The organism is Stenotrophomonas maltophilia group sp. msm1, from assembly GCF_032025805.1.
Classification (GTDB): Bacteria; Pseudomonadota; Gammaproteobacteria; order Xanthomonadales; family Xanthomonadaceae; genus Stenotrophomonas; species Stenotrophomonas hibiscicola.
Map to the genome: position 1 here is coordinate 42,094 of NZ_JAVSKH010000005.1, position 19,379 is coordinate 61,472.

Annotated in this window: 17 protein-coding genes and 1 pseudogene; 10 read left to right on the plus strand and 8 right to left on the minus strand. The window is 67.4% G+C overall.

Annotated elements, in window-relative coordinates; all coding sequences use genetic code 11:
- Positions 1–87: 87 nt before the first annotated feature.
- Positions 88–1,467: a PLP-dependent aminotransferase family protein gene (locus ROV95_RS19160; protein WP_312545882.1), complete on the minus strand. Its 1,380-nt coding sequence runs from the start codon at positions 1,465–1,467 to the stop codon at positions 88–90.
- A gap of 133 nt (positions 1,468–1,600) precedes the next feature.
- On the opposite strand from ROV95_RS19160, the gene ROV95_RS19165 reads away from it, so the two are divergent.
- The gene (locus ROV95_RS19165) at positions 1,601–2,500 is read left to right on the plus strand and encodes a DMT family transporter (protein ID WP_312545884.1); all 900 of its coding nucleotides are present in this window, start codon (positions 1,601–1,603) and stop codon (positions 2,498–2,500) included.
- A 25-nt stretch (positions 2,501–2,525) separates the two neighbouring features.
- Here the strand turns inward: ROV95_RS19165 and ROV95_RS19170 are convergent, their stop codons facing one another.
- Complete coding sequence (locus ROV95_RS19170) at positions 2,526–3,449, minus strand: LysR substrate-binding domain-containing protein (protein WP_058979452.1); 924 nt, start codon at positions 3,447–3,449, stop codon at positions 2,526–2,528.
- A gap of 106 nt (positions 3,450–3,555) precedes the next feature.
- Here ROV95_RS19170 and ROV95_RS19175 point away from each other — a divergent pair, with 106 nt between their 5' ends.
- Complete coding sequence (locus tag ROV95_RS19175; protein ID WP_312545886.1) at positions 3,556–5,073, plus strand: MFS transporter; 1,518 nt, start codon at positions 3,556–3,558, stop codon at positions 5,071–5,073.
- Between the two features lie 279 nt (positions 5,074–5,352).
- Here the strand turns inward: ROV95_RS19175 and ROV95_RS19180 are convergent, their stop codons facing one another.
- Complete coding sequence (locus ROV95_RS19180; RefSeq protein ID WP_014646209.1) at positions 5,353–5,757, minus strand: GFA family protein; 405 nt, start codon at positions 5,755–5,757, stop codon at positions 5,353–5,355.
- 171 nt (positions 5,758–5,928) lie between these two features.
- Between ROV95_RS19180 and ROV95_RS19185 the strand changes: the two genes are divergently transcribed.
- Positions 5,929–6,903 carry a DUF4105 domain-containing protein gene (locus tag ROV95_RS19185; RefSeq protein WP_312546099.1) on the plus strand — a complete coding sequence of 325 codons (975 nt, stop codon included), beginning with the start codon at positions 5,929–5,931 and terminating at the stop codon, positions 6,901–6,903.
- Positions 6,903–8,924, plus strand: a complete 2,022-nt coding sequence (locus ROV95_RS19190) for an alpha/beta hydrolase (protein ID WP_312545887.1) — start codon at positions 6,903–6,905, stop codon at positions 8,922–8,924. Before ROV95_RS19185 ends, ROV95_RS19190 begins: the two co-directional genes overlap by 1 nt.
- 87 nt (positions 8,925–9,011) lie before the next feature.
- Here the strand turns inward: ROV95_RS19190 and ROV95_RS19195 are convergent, their stop codons facing one another.
- On the minus strand, positions 9,012–10,433 hold the full coding sequence (locus ROV95_RS19195; protein WP_312545890.1) for an MFS transporter: 1,422 nt from the start codon (positions 10,431–10,433) through the stop codon (positions 9,012–9,014).
- 29 nt (positions 10,434–10,462) lie between these two features.
- Here ROV95_RS19195 and soxR point away from each other — a divergent pair, with 29 nt between their 5' ends.
- Positions 10,463–10,897 carry a redox-sensitive transcriptional activator SoxR gene (gene soxR / locus ROV95_RS19200; protein ID WP_021202603.1) on the plus strand — a complete coding sequence of 145 codons (435 nt, stop codon included), beginning with the start codon at positions 10,463–10,465 and terminating at the stop codon, positions 10,895–10,897.
- Positions 10,898–10,981: 84 nt separating this feature from the next.
- On the opposite strand, the pseudogene ROV95_RS19205 reads toward soxR, so the two are convergent.
- A pseudogene (locus ROV95_RS19205) lies at positions 10,982–11,611 on the minus strand (short chain dehydrogenase); the annotation flags it as partial.
- Between the two features lie 71 nt (positions 11,612–11,682).
- Between ROV95_RS19205 and ROV95_RS19210 the strand changes: the two are divergent.
- Positions 11,683–12,558: a LysR family transcriptional regulator gene (locus ROV95_RS19210; protein WP_019659471.1), complete on the plus strand. Its 876-nt coding sequence runs from the start codon at positions 11,683–11,685 to the stop codon at positions 12,556–12,558.
- 59 nt (positions 12,559–12,617) lie between these two features.
- Here ROV95_RS19210 and proC read toward each other — a convergent pair whose 3' ends face one another.
- Together proC and ROV95_RS19220 are read right to left on the minus strand one after the other, a co-directional pair.
- On the minus strand, positions 12,618–13,439 hold the full coding sequence (proC, locus tag ROV95_RS19215) for a pyrroline-5-carboxylate reductase (RefSeq protein WP_312545893.1): 822 nt from the start codon (positions 13,437–13,439) through the stop codon (positions 12,618–12,620).
- 18 nt (positions 13,440–13,457) lie between these two features.
- The gene (locus ROV95_RS19220; protein WP_312545894.1) at positions 13,458–14,135 is read right to left on the minus strand and encodes a YggS family pyridoxal phosphate-dependent enzyme; all 678 of its coding nucleotides are present in this window, start codon (positions 14,133–14,135) and stop codon (positions 13,458–13,460) included.
- An 87-nt stretch (positions 14,136–14,222) separates the two neighbouring features.
- Between ROV95_RS19220 and ROV95_RS19225 the strand changes: the two genes are divergently transcribed.
- From ROV95_RS19225 to ROV95_RS19235, 3 genes are all read left to right on the plus strand, one after another.
- Positions 14,223–15,260 carry a type IV pilus twitching motility protein PilT gene (locus ROV95_RS19225; protein ID WP_006422551.1) on the plus strand — a complete coding sequence of 346 codons (1,038 nt, stop codon included), beginning with the start codon at positions 14,223–14,225 and terminating at the stop codon, positions 15,258–15,260.
- Positions 15,261–15,359: 99 nt separating this feature from the next.
- Complete coding sequence (locus tag ROV95_RS19230) at positions 15,360–16,502, plus strand: PilT/PilU family type 4a pilus ATPase (RefSeq protein WP_019659468.1); 1,143 nt, start codon at positions 15,360–15,362, stop codon at positions 16,500–16,502.
- 149 nt (positions 16,503–16,651) lie between these two features.
- Entirely contained in the window at positions 16,652–17,635 is a 984-nt protein-coding gene (locus ROV95_RS19235) for an aldo/keto reductase (RefSeq protein ID WP_312545896.1), read from the plus strand.
- Positions 17,636–17,717: 82 nt separating this feature from the next.
- Here the strand turns inward: ROV95_RS19235 and ROV95_RS19240 are convergent, their stop codons facing one another.
- Positions 17,718–18,614, minus strand: coding sequence for a LysR family transcriptional regulator (locus tag ROV95_RS19240; RefSeq protein WP_111098567.1), 897 nt, complete (start codon positions 18,612–18,614; stop codon positions 17,718–17,720).
- Positions 18,615–19,139: 525 nt separating this feature from the next.
- On the opposite strand from ROV95_RS19240, the gene ROV95_RS19245 reads away from it, so the two are divergent.
- Positions 19,140–19,304, plus strand: coding sequence for a DUF4287 domain-containing protein (locus ROV95_RS19245; protein WP_312546100.1), 165 nt, complete (start codon positions 19,140–19,142; stop codon positions 19,302–19,304).
- The last annotated feature ends 75 nt before the right edge of the window (positions 19,305–19,379 follow it).

The window sequence follows — 19,379 nt, forward strand, 5'->3', positions numbered from 1 at the left end:
AGAGGCGTTGCGCGCCGCTGCCGCATCGTCGCGGCCAGTTGCGGGGCGTACGCATGGTGGTGGCTGCGCTGGTCGCGCATTCCCGGCTCAGCGCAGCGCCCGCGCCAGTACCTGCCAGATTCTGGGGTCCTGGCACTGCGAGACGTTGAAGCGCAGATAGTCGGCCGCGCGCTGCGACTGGCTGAACGCGTTGCCCGGCGCCAGCACGATGCCCTCGCGCAGGCAGTGCCGCGCCAGTGCGGCGGCGTCGCGGCCGTCGGGCAGCTGGCACCACAGGAACAGGCCGGCTTCCGGCTGCAGCCACGGCGTGATGCCCAGCGCCTGCAGTTTCCGCAGTGTGTGCCGGCGTGCATCGGCCAGGCGCGAACGTATCGACTGCATGTGGCGGCGGTAACCGCTATCGGTCAGCGCGATGTGCATCAACTGCGCGGCCAGATGGCCGCCGCCAAAGCTGGTGGCCAGCTTCAGGTCGGTCAGTGCTTCTATCCAGTCGTGGCGCGCAGCGATGTAGCCGCAGCGCGACGCTGCCGACAGCGTCTTGGAGAAACTGCCGACGTGGATCACCCGTGACAGTCCATCGAGCGCGGCCAGCCGCGGTGCCGGCTGCAGTTCGAAGTCGGCGAAGATGTCGTCCTCGACGATGATCAGCTCGCTGCGTTCGGCCAGGCCCAGCAGGCGGTGCGCAGTGTTGGCTGAAAGCACCGCGCCGGTCGGGTTGTGCAGGCCGGAATTGGTGAGGTACAGCCGCGGCGAATGCGCCTGCAGGGCTTGCGCAAACGCCTCCAGGTCCGGGCCGCTGTGCGTGTACGGCACGCCGATGGCCTGCACCTGGTGCGCCTTGAGCAGCGCGTGGTAATTGAAGTAGCTCGGGTCATCGACCAGCACGCAGTCACCGGGCTTGAGCAGGAAACGGCAGAGCAGATCGACCGCGTGCGTACCGGATTCGGTCAGCAGGATCTGCTCCATCGGTGCATCGATGCCAAGCGAGGCGCTGCGCCTTTGCAGCAGCTGGCGCAACGCGGGCAGCCCGAGCGGGCCGGCGTAGTCCACCAGTTGCATGGCATCGGCACGCGCCAGCCCGCGCAGGCCGCGGCGCACGCCATCGTGATACAGCCAGTCACTGGGCATCCAGCCGCACCCTGGCTTGAGATCGCCCGCGGGCGTTTCCAGCGATTGTCGTGATACCCACAGCGGATCCACCGCGCGATCCAGCCGCGGCTCCATTTCGGCCAGCGCCAGCGGTGCGGCCGGGCCACTGACGTAGAAGCCCGAGCCTGCGCGTGCACTGATCAGGCCTTCGGCCGCCAGGCGCTCGTAGGCCTCGACCACGGTGGAGACTGAAACTCCCATGGTCGCTGCCTGCGCACGTACCGAAGGCAGGCGGGAGCCGGGGCCATCCACCCGTGCACTGATGCGGGTGCGGACGGTCTGGATGACCGATTCGATGCGGGTGAGCGGGCGCGGCATGGTGGAACCGTAGTGGAAGTGTGGGCAGTACAGTTACTTGCGGCTGTACTGGATTGTAGCTGGGGTCGTTCCGCGCTGGATGCTTCCATACAGGTGCAGCCGGGCATCGTCCGGCACCTTCAGGAGTCCAGGCGTGGAACGGTCGGCGAGTGGTTGGATCAATGGCTTCATCGGTGTGGTGATCTTCGCCGGCTCATTACCGGCCACCCGCCTGGCGGTGCTGCAGCTGGATGCCGGGTTCGTCACCGCCGCACGCGCCACCATCGCCGCGGTGCTCGGTCTGGGGCTGCTGCTTCTGCTGCGCCAGCCATGGCCGCGGCGCGGCGACCTGCCGGGGCTGGTGGTGGTCAGCCTCGGCGTTGTGGTCGGCTTCCCGCTGCTGACCGCGCTCGCGCTGCGTCACGCGTCGTCGGCGCACACCATCGTGTTCCTTGGCCTGCTGCCGTTGAGTACAGCGATGTTCGGCGTGCTGCGCGGTGGCGATCGGCCGCGCCCGGCGTTCTGGCTGTTCTCGTTGCTGGGCAGTGCCTGCGTGGTCGGCTATGCCGCGCGCAACGGCATCGAAGCCTCTTTGCAGGCCGACCTGCTGATGCTGGCGGCGATCGTGGTGTGCGGGCTGGGCTACGCGGAAGGTGGTCTGCTCGCCCGTCATCTGGGCGGCTGGCAGGTGATCAGCTGGGCATTGCTGCTGGCGTTGCCGGTGATGCTGCCGATGACGGTGCTGATGCGCCCGGCCTCGTTCACTGCGGTCGGTGCCTCGGCGTGGTGGGCGCTGGGCTACGTGGCGGTGTTCAGCATGCTGATCGGCTTCCTGTTCTGGTACCGCGGGCTGGCGCAGGGCGGCATCGCCGCTGTCGGCCAGTTGCAGTTGCTGCAGCCGTTCTTCGGCCTGGCCCTGGCCGCGCTGCTGCTGCACGAATCGGTCAGCCTCAGCATGGTGCTGGTGACTCTGGTCGCAGTGATCTGCGTCGCCGGCGCGCGCCGCTTCAGCCGCCAGGAAAAAGGGGACGAAAAAGGGGACGGAGGGGGTTAAGTCGTTTCAGGCACAGCAGGACCAATTACGACTTAATCCCCTCCGTCCCCTTTTCCGGGGTGCTGCGGAAAAGGTGCGCAACGGCGTAGTCGATGAACACCCGCAGGCGTGCACTGGGATGGCGCCCACCGGGCCACAGCAGCGAGAACTGCCCCTGGTGCGTGGGCAGTGTGGGCAGCACCTGTTGCAGGCGGCCATCGGCCAGCGCGTCGGCTGCGAGGAAGTCAGGCATCCAGGCCAGGCCCATGCATCCGATCGCAGCGGCCAGCACGGCCTCCATGTTGTTGCAGGTCATCGCCGTGGGAAGGCGCGCCCCGGCGTCGCCTTCGATGCCCGGCAGCTGCCACGGATGCAGCTTTCCGGTGGTGGGGTAACGGAAGCGCAGCGCGGTATGCATGCGCAGGTCGCCCACATCGCCGGGCGTTCCATGCATCTGCAGATAGCCCGGCGCCGCACAGAGGATGAAACGAAAACCACCCAGCCGCCGTGCGGTCAGGCTGGAATCGGCCAGTTCGCCACTGCGTATCACTGCATCCAGGCCTTCGCTGACCACATCGACGATGCGGTCGTTGAAGTCCAGTTCCAGCTGCACCTGCGGATAGCGTTGCTGGAAGCCGGGCAGCACCGGCAGCAGGAAGCGGTAGCCGATGGTGGGCAGGCCGATGCGCAGCAGTCCGCTGGGGGCGTGCTGTCGCTGCGCCAGGTCCGCCTGTGCTTCGGAAAGCTCGTCCAGCGCACGCCGGCAGCGCTGCAGCAGCAGTTCGCCTTCGTCGGTGAGATGCACGCGGCGGGTGGTGCGTTGGAACAGGCGCGTGCCGAGTTCCTGTTCAAGCCGGGCGATGCGCTTGCCGACGGCCGAGGCTGACAGGCCGAGTACGCGGGCGGCACCGACAATGCTGCCTGCCTCCGCGGTGCGGACGAAGGCGAGCAGGGCGGAGATGGAGTCCATGTGGGGATGATTGCGGAACATCTGGCCGCAATCAACGTCCACCGAGCCTGTTTTTCTGGAATAGCGGCCTGTCCATCATCAATGCCCCTGATGGATGGAGGCCCGCATGGCCCCGGATTCGATGCTCCCTGTACCTGTCCGCGCGCAGCAGCGCTGGGCGCTGCTTGCGGTCTGCCTGGCCGCGCTGGCGTTGCCGTTGTCCTTCTCTGCCGGTGCAGTCGCGGTGCCGGCGCTGGCCCGTTCCGCGGCGGCATCGCCCACCGCGCTGGCCTGGGTGACCAACGCCTTCATGCTCACCTTCGGCAGTCTGTTGCTCGCTGCGGGCGGCTTGGCCGATCGATATGGCCGTCGGCGGCTGTTCCTGCTGGGCACGGCGGGCTTCACCACCGCCACCGCCGCCGTCTGCCTTGCTCGCACGCTGCTATGGCTGGATCTGGCGCGCGGGTTGCAGGGCGTTGCCGCGGCGGCGGCGCTGGCATCCGGCACGGCGCTGCTGGCACAGGCCTGGCAGGGGCCGGCGCGTGCCCGTGTCTTCGCCCTGCTGGGCACCACGTTCGGCATGGGGCTGGCGCTGGGGCCCCTGCTCGCGGGCCTGCTGCTGCAGACATTGGGATGGCGCAGCGTGTTCGCCGCGGGCGGTGTGCTCACGTTGGTGGCCTTCGGCCTGGGGGCACGCGCGTTGCCTGAAAGTCATGGCGAGCGCCGACCACTGGATATCGGCGGCATGCTGAGTTTCAGCCTGACGCTGGCGGCGTTGACCCTGGCGCTGCTGTGGTCGGGCGAGTTCGGCCTGCATGCCGCGCGCGTGCAGCTGGCGCTGCTGGCGACGCTGCTGTTGGGCGGGGTGTTCGTCTTCATCGAACGGCGGCACCCCTCACCGTTGCTGGACCTCTCACTGTTCTCGCAACCGGCGTTCCTTGGTGTCCAGTTGCTGCCGGTGGCGACCTGCTTCGGCTACGTGGTGCTGCTGGTCGTGTTACCTCTGCAACTGCTGGGCGTGCATGGCCAGGGCGCGACGCTTGTGGGACTGCAGATGCTGGCGCTGTCCGCGCCGATGCTGGTGCTGCCGATGCTGGCCGCGCGCTGGGCGGAGCGCGTGGGAAGTGCGCGGCTGTGCACGCTGGGTCTGCTGGTGTGTGCCGCCGGCCTGTACCTGTTGTCGCGGCAGGCGTCGCACCCGTCGCCCTCGCAGTGGGTGCCGCTGCTGATGCTGGTCGGCGCAGGCACGGCTTTGCCGTGGGGGCTGATGGATGGACTGTCGGTGAGCGTGGTACCGGTGCAGCGTGCCGGCATGGCCGCAGGCATATTCGGAACCGTGCGGGTGGCCGGCGAAGGCATCGCGTTGGCCACAGTCACTGCCTTGCTTGCGCTGCTGATCGGCCATCAGCTGCAGGGCGCGTCGCCGGCATCGCTGGTGCGTGCCGGTGCCTATCTGGCCACGGGGGCGCGGGAACAGGCGCAGGCACTGCTACCGACGATGAGCCGCATGCAGCTGCAGCACGCCAGTAGTGAGGCGCTGGCAACACTGCTGCGTGTACTGGCGCTGCTGACCGCCGCCTGTGCCGCCGTGTTGCGCCTGTTGCTGCGGAAACGCACAGGTGCCTTGGTCGGGGACATGGTGTAGCAGGCTCATCGCCGCCTCCGCCGTCATCCCGTTGTCGTGTCCCGCTCACGTCGCCTATGCCCACCCGGGCCTAGTCTTGATCGTCCCCGTCCCCCCACGGAGACCTGCCATGTGGCTGCTCGACCATCTCTGGCCCGGCCGTCGACCCCTTCCTCCCCCGGTCGAGGACGCGCCACAGGCACCGTCACGCCGGCCCTGGCTGAAACGCCCGGCGCGGGCGGGGCGCAGCGGCATGGCGCCCTGGCAGAAGATCGCCACGCCGCCGCGGCGCACGCGCCACTAGCCGGTGCGGTCTGACGGGTGGTTGACCCCGTCGCTGACCGGAATAACCCCCAGCGCGAACGGATCAATGCCCTCCAGGCAGGCCACGTTGTAGCCGTACTGGTCGGGGTTGGAGCGGCGCCGGTGATGGGTGTAGATGCCGCACACCCCGCAGAAGTAGTGCTCGGCCACATGGGTGTTGAACTGGTACTTCTGCAGGTGATGCTGCCCGCGCACCACCTGCAGGCCCTGGCGGGGGACGCTGGCGGCGATGGCACCCCGGCGCCGGCACATCGAGCAGTCGCAGCGGCGGGGATCGACGATGCCGTCCGGCAGGTCCAGCAGCAGTTCGACCGTGCCACAGTGGCAGGTTGCGCGGTGCTGGGGTTGGACCGGAACGCCGGCCACGGAAGTGATGCCCATCGTTGCTCCTGTGAAGTGAACCTGGCCGCATGGACCGCCGCAGACGGTGCGCCGGCGTGCCTGAACGGACCGTAGATGCCACGGTGAACCCGCTTGTGGCTAACTATGCGGCTTCGGGACCGCGACAGGATGCCAGTGAAAGCCGCAGGACGTTGGATGACAGGAAGTGCCATGGCGCTGGCAGCGTTGTGGGTGACCGGGCTGCTGGCCTATCAGGTGCCGGGGCCGGGCTGGCTGGCCAATGGCATTGCGGCGCTGTGGCTGCTGGTTGCGCTGTGGGCGTCGTGGCAGGTCGCGCGTGGCCGTGGCCATCGTCGCCTGGGCATGGCGTTCGGGGCATCGCTGGCGCTGGCCGGCCTGTGGTGGCTGCTGCTGACCCCGCGCCAGGACCGCGTCTGGGCCGATGACGTGGCCCAGCGCCTGCATGTGGTCTCCTTCGATGGCCGCCACGTGGTGCTCGACAACGTACGTGACTTCAGATGGCGGACCGAAACCGACTACGACGCCCGTTGGCTGCGCCGCGCGTACGACCTGGACCAGCTGCGTTCGGCCGACCTGGTGCTGTCGTACTGGATGGGCCCAGCGATCGCCCACACCCTCATCTCGTTTGGCTTCGAGGATGGGCGCCACGTGGTGTTCTCGCTGGAGATCCGCAAGGAACGCGGCGAATCGTTCTCGGCGCTGGGCGGCTTCTTCCGCAAATTCGAGATGACCCTGGTGGCCGCGGAGGAGACCGACATCATCCGCACCCGCACCAATGCGCGTGGCGAGGATGTCTACCTGTACCGCCTGCACGGCATGGACCGTGCGCAGCTGAAGGAGCTGTTCGCCGCGTACATCGCGCAGGCGCGCGAACTGGATGCGAAGCCGGGCTTCTACAACACACTCACCAGCAACTGCACCACGATCGTCTTCGATCTGGCCCGCCAGATCGCGCCGCGCCTGCCGCTGGACTACCGCCTGTTGCTGTCCGGCTACCTGGCCGAGTACGCACAGGAGGTCGGTGCACTGACCCCGGGTGTGCCGTACGCCGAGCTGCACGACAAGGGCCGCATCACCCAGCGTGCGTTGGACCTGGGCAGCGGCGAACACTTCTCCACCGTGATCCGCCAGGGCGTACCTGGCACCGAGCAGGACCCGCAGTAATGACTCGACTCCTCCTGATCCGCTGGCAGCGTGCGCTGCCGGTGTTGTTCGCCGCCTTCCTGCTGCTGGGCAGCAGTGGCTGCGCGATGGTCACCGTCAAGCAGGTCAAGTCCAGCGATTCGCTGGTCAACAAGCGTGCCGACGTGCTCAATACCGGCAAGCTCAGCCCCGCTGCGCGCGAGACGCTCAGCGCGGCAGGCCTGGACGAATCGCAGTGCGAGAAGGACTTCCTGGTCTGCCGCAGCACGCTGCTGATGACCGACGATCTCAATGTCGAGCAGCGGCTGTCGGCGCTGTCCGAACTGTGGGTGAAGGCCGCGCTGGCGCTGACGCCGAAGAAGACCGCAGCCGGTGATCCGCCGATGAGCGACGCAGCGCTGGACGCCTGGCTGGAAGCCGCGCGCTACGCCTATGCCTACCTGTTCTACAGCGGCCGCTCACCATCGGATCGCGCCTTCGAAGACCGGCAGACGCAGGTGCGTGACTACTACAACTACGCGGCCGAGAAGGCGGCGGTGGTGCTGTTCGTCCGCGCGCGCGCCGCTGCGTTGGCTGGCGAGGACTACACGAAGCCGATCTCGGTCGGCAGCTGGTCGCTGGCTTCCAACTACCAGCAGCTGAACCTGAAGAGCATTCCCGCGCAGCTGGTGCCAGCCGGCACGGTCAGCTTCGTCGGGCTGCGCAGTACTTATCGCCGTGATGGCTTCGGTGCCGAGCTGGTGATGGTGATGGACCCGCCGAAGCTGGTCGCACCGGTGATCGCACCCGAGGGCGCCAAGGCTGAGGCGCCGCAGGAGGATGAGGACGACGCACGCCGTGGCCGCCGTCATCGCCACGACGATTCGGTGCCTGAGTTCAGCGAGATGTCCTCGATCAACGTCACCGCGTTGCTGCGCTTCGAAGGCAGCAACCTGGACGATGTGATGCGCACGCGCCGGGTCGAGCTGGACGCTTATTCGCCCGAAGCGACCGAGCGCATCTCCCTGCATGGCGAGCAGGTGCCGCTGGCCGGCAACTTCACCGCCGCCTATGGCTTGTGGTTGGCGCAGAGCGGTTTCGCCCGGCAATCACTGCGCACCCTGTTCGGCATGAGCGAGGGCATCGGCGAACCGCACATCTACCTGATGCAGCCGTGGGACCCGAACCGCCGCATCATCTTCATGCTGCACGGCCTGGCCAGCAGCCCGGAAGCCTGGGTGAACCTGGCCAACGAGATCATGGGCGACCCCGAGCTGCGCCAGCAGTTCCAGGTGTGGCAGGTCTACTACCCGACCAACGCGCCGATCGCGCTGAACCGCTACGAGATCGCCAACGCGTTCAATGACACCCTCAAGCACTTCGACCCCAACGGCAGCACGCGCGCATCGAAGGACATGGTCTATATCGGCCACAGCATGGGCGGCGTGCTGGCGCGGCTGCTGGTGAGCGACTCGGGTGATGTGCTGTGGGATGACCTGCTGGCCAACTATGACCTGAAGGGCGAGCGGCTGAAGCGGGTGCAGGCCAAGCTGGGGCCACTGCTGCATTTCAAGGCGCAGCCGAACGTGGAACGCGCGATCTTCATCGCCGCGCCGCACCAGGGCACGGATATCGCCGGCAACAGGGTCGGGCGGCTGATCGGTCGCCTGGTACGCCTGCCGCTGACCATTCTCGGCAAATTCGAGGACGTGTTCATGGCGCTGGCACAGGCCGAGCAGCAGGTCGACGGCACCGCCAAGCCGAAGATCCCCAACAGCATCGACAACCTCAAGGCCAGCGATCCATTCGTGAAGGCCGCAGCGCAGCTGCCGATCGAAGCGGGACTGAAGTACCACTCGATCATCGCCCAGCGCAAGCCGGAGCTGCCGGTGGAAAAGTCCGATGACGGACTGGTGCCGTACTGGAGTGCGCACCTGCCGGGTGCACAGTCGGAGAAGGTCATCATTTCCGGCCACAGCGTGCAGGAGACCCCGCAGGCAGTGCTGGAAGTGCGGCGCATCCTGCACCGGGACATCGATGACGTAGGCACGGGGACCCGGTAGTCCCGGCCGCTGGCCGGCACTCTCCGCGCACGCGGGAATCCCGTGATGGTGCCGGCCAGTGGACGGCACTACCGAAACCCGGCGGCGCTACACCCGCCGCGCGATCACCACGGCCAGCACCGCCAGGCCGAAGGTGATCGCCAGGCACAGCAGGTAGCCGGTGTGCGGCGCGCTTTCCACGAACAGCGCGAACAACGCACCGGAGACCGCCAGCGCGGTGGCAACCGACAGGGCCTCGCTCAGCTGCAGGGCAGAGGTGTTGGCACCCTGCTCATGCGCTGCTGACAGTGACAGCGTCAGCACCGAGAGGCTGGCGTAGATCATGCCCATGCCGAAACCGGTGACCGTCCAGCCCACCAGGGCCACCGGCAATGGCACTGCATTGAACAACACCGCAAGCGTTGCGGCGATACCGAGCGTCATCATCACCGTGCCGACGCGCAGCAGCTGCTGGCGTGACCAGCCGCGCTGCTGGTGACCCTGCAGCCAGGAGCCGGCGAACCAACCGAGTGCGCCGAGGCTGAGCACCGCGCCGGCCCAGCTGGGCGGGAGTCCGCGTTCGCGCTGCAGCAGCAGCGGCAGGTAGGCTTCGCAGGCGAAGAATGCGGCAGCGGCGATGCCGCGCAGTGCGATCACGCTGGGCAGGCCCCTGCGCAGGATCAGCGTTCCGGCCGGCAGCAGGCGATGCACGCATAGCAGCAGCGCCAGCATCGCCACGCCGATGCAGAGCAGGGCGGTCGGACCGTGCTGCTGGCCGCCGAAGTACAGCAGCAGCGCCGCCAGCGATGCACCACTTGCCCAGCGCACGATGTTGCCGCGGCCCTCGTCGTTGCTGCTGTCGGCGGAAGGCTGCGTGCGCGCCAGCGCAGGCCGCAGCAACAGGGCAGCAGGGACTGCCAGCAGCGGTACCGCCAGGAACACCCAGCGCCAGCCGAGATGCTGGACGATCAGGCCGCTCAGCGCCGGGCCGACCATCGAGGGCACCACCCAGCCCGCCGAGAATGCCGCGAACACCTTCGGCCGCAGGTGCTCGGGGTAGCTGCGGCCGACCATCACGTACAGCGAGACCGAAATCGCGCCCGCACCCAGGCCCTGCAGCAGGCGCCCGGCCACCAGCATGCCCATGCGCGTCGCAAAGCCGGCCAGCAGCAGGCCCAGCACGAAGCAGCCCAGGCCGTACCAGAGTGGCCGCGCGGGGCCGTGGCGATCGGCCCAGCACCCGGCCAGGGTCATGCCGATCACACTGGTGGCCAGGGTGCCGCCAAAGGCCAGCGCGTACAGGCGCAGTCCATCGAGTGCTTCGGCCACGGTGGGCATCGCGGCCGCGACGGCCAGTGCTTCGAAGGCGTGCAGCGCGACCAGTGCGACCATGCCGATGGTCGTGGCGCGGTAGCGCGCGGACAGGATCGAGCTGTCAGCCGGCAGGTGGGTGTCGGCGGGAGAGAGGGTCGGGTTCATACGGGTCAGGTGCAGGCCGCGCTTGTCAACGGGCGGCGAAGATAGCAGCATGCCACCTCAACTTTAGTTGAGGTCAAGCAATGGCATCCCAGGAACTCAGCGTTGGCGAGGTCTCCCAGCGCAGTGGCGTGGCCGTTTCCGCACTGCATTTCTACGAGCGCAAGGGGCTGATCAGCAGCCTGCGCACCTCGGGCAACCAACGGCGTTACAGCCGGGACGTGCTGCGCCGGTTGGCGGTGATCCGCGTGGCGCAGCGGGTGGGCATGCCGCTGGAAGCAGTCGGCCGTGCCTTCGAAAGCCTGCCTGACGGCCGCGCACCAACCAAAGCGGATTGGGCCAGGTTGTCCGCGCGCTGGCGCACCGAGCTGGAAGAGCGCATCCACATGCTGCAGCTGCTGCGCGACGAACTGACCGGCTGCATCGGTTGTGGCTGCCTGTCGCTGCAGCATTGCCGCCTGGCCAATCCCGGCGACGTCCTCGGCGAACGCGGCGACGGCCCGATGCGCTGGGAGTGAGCGACAAAAAGGGAACGCGCTCCCGGTAGCGCCGGGCCATGCCCGGCGGACGAAAACGACTTAATCCCCTCCGTCCCCTTTTTCTTACCAGACCGTGATCGTCTCGCCGCTCTGGATGCCTTCCACTGCACGCTGGAAGGCCAGTGCGGCGCGTTGGGCGCTTACCGCTTCAAAGCCCGGGAAGTAGGGGCCGTAGGCCGCCATCGATTCGATCAGTACGTTCGGGCTGACCACGTTGATGCGCAGGCCGCGCGGCAGCAGCTCCAGTGCGGCTGCGCGCACGAAGCCTTCCAGTGCGGCATTCACCGAGGTGGCGTTGACGCCGTCGCGGATCGGTTGTGCGCTGACGATGCCGCTGGTCAGGGTGATCGAGCCGCCGCTGTTGAGATGGTGCTGCGCGGCCAGTGCCAGCCTCACCTGGCCCAGCAGTTTGTCCTGCAGGCCGAGGTTGAACTGCGCCGGCGTCATCTGCTCCAGCGGACCGAAGTGCAGCTTGCCGGCGGTGGAAATCACCGCATCGACCGGGCCGGTACGTGCGAGCAGTTCGGCGACGCTGGCGTCATCGGTCAGGTCCACGCGCAGTTCGCCGCTGCTGCGGCCGGCGGCGAGAATCTGATGCTGTTGGCCGAGCTGGCGGGCGACTGCCTGGCCGAGGGTGCCGCTGGCACCGACGAGGAGGATCTTCATGGCGGTTCCTTGCGTGAGGGTGTGAGCGCAGTCTGCGCCGTCACATTGGGGTTAGGTAAGCGGCGTATGATTTGCAGATTCCTAACTTTGGATTAGCAATGGATACCCTTCGCTGCATGCAGGCCTTCGTGGCGGTAGCCGAGCGCGGCAGCTTTGCCGGGGCCGCCGAACAGCTGCAGGTGTCGGCGGTGATGGTGGGCAAGTACATCCAGCAGCTGGAGGCGCATCTGGGCACCGCGCTGCTGCAACGGAACACCCGCCGCCAGCGCCTGACCGAAGCCGGCAGCGCCTATCTGGCCGGATGCCGGCAGGTGCTGGAGCAGGTGCAGCAGGCCGAGGCCGATGTGGCCGGTCTGCAGGTACAGCCACGTGGCCTGTTGCGGGTCAGTGCGCCGACCACCTGGGGCAGCTGCGTGCTGGCGCCGCAGCTGGCCGGCCTGCTGCGCGCACAGCCGCAGTTGAATATCGAGCTGGACCTGAGCAACCGCCGCGTGGATCTGATCGAGGATGGTTTCGATGTGGCGATCCGGGTCGGGCCGCTGCCATCGCAGGAACTGGTGGCGCGGCCGCTGCCGCCGTATGCGATGAGCCTGTGTGCGTCACCGTCGTACCTGCGCCGGCGCGGCACGCCGCGTACGCCCGCCGATCTGGCAGGGCATGACTGCCTGAGCCATCTGGCCTGGCGCGGTGGCCACGGCTGGCAGCTGGCCAACGGTGAACAGGTGGACTGGGAAGCGCGCCTGACCTGCAACGATGGTTTCGCGTTGCGCGAAGCTGCCGTTGCAGGAGCGGGTCTGGTGCTGCAACCGACGGCGCTGCTGGCTGGCGAAATTGCTGCCGGGCGCCTGAAGCCGCTGCTGCGCGACTACCTGCCCGAGGCGCGGCCGATGCACCTGATCTACCTGCCCGACCGCAGGCCACGCCCGCGGTTGCAGTGCTTCGTGGATTTCGTCATGACCACGTTGGGGCAATGAGCATCCACGCCATGCGTGGATGATGGTAGGTGCCGACCGTTGGTCGGCACACATCGGGATCAATCATTCGCCGCAGACAATTCCTGCCCGCGCACCTGCGCGGCGCGCAGCGCCGTGCCCACCAGCGCCTCGAAGCCACCGGCCTGGAAGCTCTCGATCGCGGCCTGGGTGGTTCCGTTCGGCGAGGTCACGCGGCGGCGAAGCTCGGCCGGGCTCTCACCGGCTTCATCAAGCATGCGCGAGGCACCCAGCAGGGTCTGCACCACCAGCGTGCGCGCGGCGTCGGCTGGCAGGCCCTGGGCAATACCCGCCGCTTCCATCGCTTCGGCCAGCAGGAACACATAGGCCGGGCCACTGCCGGATACGGCAGTGACTGAATCCATCAGCGCCTCGCTGTCGATCCACACGGTGCGGCCTGCGCTGGCCAGCACCTTCTCGGCCTGTGCGTGCTGCTGCGTGTCCACCGACGGTGTGGCGAACAGGCCGGTCACACCTGCGCCGAGCAGGGCAGGGGTGTTCGGCATCGCGCGCACCACTGCCTGGTCGCCTCCCAGCCAACGCTGCAGCTGCGCACTGGTGATGCCGGCGGCAATCGACACCACCAACGGCTGGTTTGCCTGGGCCAGCGCCTGCAGCGACTGGCAGACCTCACGCAGCACCTGCGGCTTCACCGCCAGCAGCCAGGTGCTGCCCTGCGCAGCGGCATCAATCGCGTTGTCATGCACCTGCACACCGAAGTCGGCGGCCAGCGCCTGGCGCAGTGCGGCCACCGGTTCGGCGACGTGGATGTGCGCGGCGGGTGTGCCCTGGCGGATCAGGCCGGCGATCAGGCTGCGCGCCATGTTGCCGCCGCCGATGAAGGTGATGGAATCAGCTGCCATGGACGTCTCCTTTGAAAATCAGGCCGGGCGCGGGCGCGCGCCGAACAGGGCGGTGCCGATGCGCACCAGGGTGGCGCCCTCGGCGATGGCTTCGGCGTAGTCGCTGCTCATGCCCATCGACAGCGTGTCGACCTGCGCGTGCTGGGCGGCCAGCGACTGGAAAAGTGTGCGCATGCGCACGAGTGCATCCCGACGACGCTCGGCTTCGGGCCATGGCGCGGGAATCGCCATCAGCCCGCGCAGGCGCAGGGCAGGCTCGGCGGCAATTGCCGCAGCCAATGCATCCACGTCTTCCGGTGCACAGCCGTGCTTGCTGGATTCATCGTCGATGTTGACCTGGATCAGCACATTCAGCGGGCCGCGTGCGGCCGGGCGATGGCGCGCCAGCGCCGTTACCAGCTTGGGCCGGTCCACGCTCTGCACCCAGTCGAAGTGGGTGGCCACGGCATCGGCCTTGTTCGACTGCAGGTGGCCGATCAGGTGCCACTCCAGCGCCAGGTGCTGCAGCGCCTGCATCTTTGCCAGCGCTTCCTGCACATAGTTTTCGCCGAAGGCCTGCTGGCCCTGTGCGGCCAGCGCAGCCACGGCCTCGGCCGGTTGGGTCTTGGACACGGCCAGCAGGCGCGGCTCGGGCCGGCCGGCCGCCTCGGCGGCGGCATGCAGGTTGCTCAGGATCTGGGGCAGGGGAGTGGCCACGTAACGCGTTCCATTGAATCGGGAGGCTATACTGCCGCCCGGGGAAAGATCCTTCCAGTCGAAGCCGTTATTGGGGAGTAGCCGCTCATGGATATCGCCGAACTGTTGGCGTTTTCCGTCAAGAACAAAGCGTCCGACCTGCACCTGTCCGCAGGCCTGCCGCCGATGATCCGCGTGGACGGCGACGTTCGCCGGATCAACATCCCAGCCCTGGACCACAAGCAGGTCCATGCGCTGGTGTACGACATCATGTCCGACAAGCAGCGCCGCGATTACGAGGAATTCCTCGAAGTGGACTTCTCCTTCGAGATCCCGTCGCTGGCGCGCTTCCGTGTGAACGCGTTCAACCAGAACCGCGGCGCCGGTGCGGTGTTCCGTACCATTCCGTCCGAGGTGCTCACCCTCGAGGACCTGGCCTGCCCGCCGCTGTTCCGTGAAGTGATCCAGCAGCCGCAGGGCCTGATCCTGGTGACCGGCCCGACCGGCTCGGGCAAGTCGACCACGCTGGCGGCGATGATCGACTACATCAACAAGAACGAATACGGCCACATCCTCACCGTCGAGGATCCGATCGAATTCGTGCACACCTCGCAGAAGTGCCTGATCAACCAGCGCGAAGTGCACCGCGACACGCATGGCTTCAATGAAGCGTTGCGCTCGGCACTGCGCGAGGACCCGGACATCATTCTGGTCGGCGAACTCCGCGACCTGGAAACCATCCGCCTGGCACTGACCGCTGCGGAGACCGGCCACCTGGTGTTCGGCACCCTGCACACCAGCTCGGCGGCCAAGACCATCGACCGCATCATCGACGTGTTCCCGGCCGGCGAAAAGCCGATGGTGCGCTCGATGCTGTCCGAGTCGCTGCGTGCGGTGATCTCGCAGGCGCTGCTGAAGAAGGTCGGCGGTGGCCGTACCGCAGCGTGGGAAATCATGGTCGGCACGCCGGCCATCCGCAACCTGATCCGCGAGGACAAGGTGGCGCAGATGTACTCGGCCATCCAGACCGGCCAGCAGTACGGCATGATGACCCTGGACCAGCACCTGCAGGACCTGGTCAAGCGCAGCCTGATCACCCGCAACCAGGCCCGCGACTACGCCAAGGACAAGCGCCTGTTCGAGTAAGGCAGGGCAGCCACGGGCGGCGCGTGCAATGGCGCGGCCGCTCCGTGTTGTTTCCTCCACCGACCGTTACCTGGTAAACCGCTTTTCCGGGAGCCTGCCGTGAACACCACCGCGACCACCATCGATTTCACTTCGTTCCTCAAGCTGATGGCGCACCAGCGCGCCTCGGACCTGTTCATCACTGCGGGCATGCCGCCGGCGATGAAGGTCAACGGCAAGATCTCGCCGATCACGCAGACTCCGCTCACGCCGCAGCAGAGCCGCGACCTGGTGCTCAACGTGATGACCCCTGCGCAGCGCGAGGAGTTCGAGAAGACGCATGAATGCAACTTCGCCATCGGCCTGTCCGGTGTCGGCCGCTTCCGCGTCAGCTGCTTCTACCAGCGCAACCAGGTCGGCATGGTGCTGCGTCGCATCGAGACGCGCATTCCGACCGTGGAAGAGCTGAGCCTGCCGCCGATCATCAAGACGCTGGCGATGACCAAGCGCGGCATCATCCTGTTCGTTGGTGCCACCGGTACCGGCAAATCGACATCGCTGGCGGCGATGATCGGCTACCGCAACCAGAACTCGACCGGCCACATCATCACCATCGAAGATCCGATCGAGTTCGTGCACAAGCACGAGGGCTGCATCATCACCCAGCGCGAGGTCGGCATCGATACCGACAGCTGGGAAGCGGCCCTGAAGAACACCCTGCGCCAGGCGCCGGACGTGATCATGATCGGCGAGGTGCGTACCCGCGAAGGCATGGATCACGCCATCGCGTTCGCCGAAACCGGCCACCTGGTGCTAGCCACGCTGCATGCCAACAATGCCAACCAGGCGATGGATCGCATCATCAACTTCTTCCCGGAAGACCGCCGCAACCAGCTGCTGATGGACCTGTCGCTGAACCTCAAGGGCGTGGTCGCGCAGCAGCTGGTGCCGTCGCCCGACGGCCGCTCGCGCAAGGTGGCGATGGAGATCCTGCTGGGCACGCCGCTGGTGCAGGACTACATCCGCGACGGCGAGATCCACAAGCTGAAGGAAGTGATGAAGGACTCGGTCCAGCTGGGCATGAAGACCTTCGACCAGAGCCTGTTCGAGCTGTACCAGGCCGGCGAGATCAGCTACGAGGACGCACTGCGCTACGCCGACTCGCAGAACGAAGTGCGCCTGCGCATCAAGCTCAGCCAGGGCGGCGACGCGCGCACGCTGTCGCAGGGCCTGGATGGGGTGGAGATCTCCGAGATCCGGTGACCTGGCGATGTGTAGAGTCGACTGACAGTCGACTCTACCGGGCGCGCGGGCGATTGATGAATTCCAGTCATGACCGACTGCCGTCCAGTCGGTTCAATCCATCGCCGATGCAGGCGTATCGTCAGCGCTCCCCTCTCTGGAGCACGACGATGCAGACACGTGAACTCGGCCGCAGCGGCCTGAAGGTTTCCGCCCTGGGCCTGGGTTGCATGGGCCTGACCCATGCCTACGGCCAGCCGGTCGAACCGAGCCAGGGCATTGCCCTGCTGCACGCTGCCGTCGAGCGCGGCGTGACCTTCTTCGACACCGCCGAGGTGTACGGCCCGTACACCAACGAAGACCTGCTCGGCCAGGCCTTGGCGCCCTACCGCGACAGGCTGGTGATCGCCACGAAGTTTGGTTTCAGGGACGCGCGCACCGATGCCGGCCTGGACAGCCGCCCGGAGAACATCCGCGCCGTGGCCGAAGCCAGCCTCAAGCGCCTGCGTACCGACCATATCGATCTGTTCTACCAGCACCGCGTCGACCCGAACGTGCCGATCGAGGATGTGGCCGGCACCGTGCGCGACATGATCGCCGAGGGCAAGGTCGGCCACTTCGGCCTGTCCGAGGCCAGTGCTGCCACCGTGCGTCGCGCGCATGCGGTGCAGCCGGTCACCGCCGTGCAGAGCGAGTACTCGCTGTGGTGGCGCGAACCGGAGCGTGAACTGCTGCCGACGCTGCAGGAGCTGGGCATCGGCTTCGTGCCGTTCAGCCCGCTGGGCCGCGGCTTCCTGACCGGTGCGATCAACGCCGACACCACCTTCGACGCCAACGATTTCCGCAACAGCGTGCCGCGTTTCGAAGTGGAAGCGCGTCGCGCCAACCAGGCGCTGGTGGATCGCATCAGCACGATCGCGGCGGCGCGGGGTGCGACCCCGGCGCAGGTGGCGCTGGCCTGGCTGCTGGCACAGGCGCCGTGGATCGTGCCGATCCCAGGCACCACCAAGGTCCATCGTCTGGAGGAAAACCTGGGCGCGGCCGACCTGCAGCTGGCACCGGAGGAGCTGCAACGCATCGCACAGGCGCTGGACGAAGTGTCGATCGTCGGCGAGCGCTACAACGCGCAGCGCGCCGCCCAGGCCAAGGGCTGATCAACAGCTGGGTGCGGACCGTTGGTGGTGGGTGCGGAACGTTGGTGGTGGGTGCGGACCGTTGGTCCGCACTCCTTGATCCTCACCCCATCGGCCCACGCAGCGCATCAAGCACCGTCCGCATCGCCACGGTCACGTGGCGGCGCGAGGGGTAGTACGCGTAATAGCCATCGAAGTGCGGGCACCAGTCGTCCAGCACCGAAAGCAGGCGGCCATCGTCCAGCATCGGCTGTACCTGGTCCTCCGGCAGCCAGGCCAACCCGCTGCCTGCCAGCGCGGCGGCGCGGGTCATGCCCATGCTGTTGAAGATCCACTGGCCGCTCACACGCACGCTCAGTTCATTGCCGTCCTGGCCGAAATCCCACGGCATCAGCCCGCCATGCGTGGGCAGGCGCAGGGTGACGCAGTTGTGCCCGGCCAAGTCGTCCGGGTGCCGCGGCACCAGGTGCTGGCGGAAGTAGCTGGGCGCCCCGACCACGCGCATGCGCAGCGGCGGGCTGATCGGTACGGCGATCATGTCGCGCGCCAGCCGCTCGCCCAGGCGGATGCCGATGTCGTAGCGCTCGGCCACGATGTCGGCCAACCCGTAGTCGGCCGCCAGTTCCACCTTCAAATCCGGATACTGCTGCAGCAGCGGCGCCAGCCTGGGCCAGGCGATGTACTCGGCGGCGTGGCCGGTGGCATTGATGCGGATGGTGCCGGCCGGGCGTTCACGGTACTCGGCCAGCGCGGCCAGCCCATCCTCGATCTCGGCCAGGCGCGGGGCCAGCGTTTCCAGCAGGCGGGCGCCGGCTTCGGTGGTGGACACGCTGCGGGTGGTGCGGGTCAGCAGGCGCACGCCCAGGCGCTGCTCCAGTCCGCGCATGGCATGGCTGAGCGCGGACTGGGACACGCCCAGCTGGGCGGCAGCCTTGGTGAAGCTGCCCTCGCGGGCAACGTGGACGAAGGCCTGCAGGTCGTTGAGGTTTTCGCGGGGCATGAGGGGATGATACGGCCGGGCTGCGCCCGGCACCTGCCGAATCAACGGCAACGTCAAAAGCTGGCTTCCCGTGGGAGGCGGGGTGGCTCAGGTTGCGGGGGACGGCGCAAGTCCCCCTCCGGGGCCCTGCCCAGCCGCTGGCGGCTGTGCGTTCGGGCGCTTGCGAAGCAGTGCTTCGCAAGCAAAGCGCCCTCACCCATGTAGCCTCGGTCGCGCTTGCTCGTGTGCGCTGTCCTGCGCACACGGCAAGACCGGGGTTGGGCGTCCTGCCCAACCCGTCCGAGGCATGCCTCGGGCCCATGGCGCTCACGCCCCCGCAACCTGAGCCACCCCGCCTTCGACAATTTCCCGCGAGCTGTTGGAACGGCATTCTGCTTTGGTGGGTGCCGACCGTTGGTCGGCGCTGGGTCGGGCGTGTGGGTGTGTCGATTTCTGCGTCCGTGGTTCGTCGAATGAATGACTTCAACGGGAGCTGCACACGAGCACTGACACCAAGCCGCAAGCCCGGCCTCGTATTTCCCCTCCATCGAGAAGACCTATGGGCAGCCGGTCGCCCACTGGTTCGGGCTGCTGGCCGGGAAGAAGGGCCTGAAACACATGGAACTGGTCAGCTTCCTGGAAAGTGAGCATGGACTGGGCCACGGACATGCCAACGCACTGGTGGCGCACCATCTGGCCGGCAAGGGGTGACCGGCGGCTGGCGGAGGGCAGGCTGGGGCGCATTCAGCTGAACGATTTCATCTGCAACTGTCATGCAGATCGTGT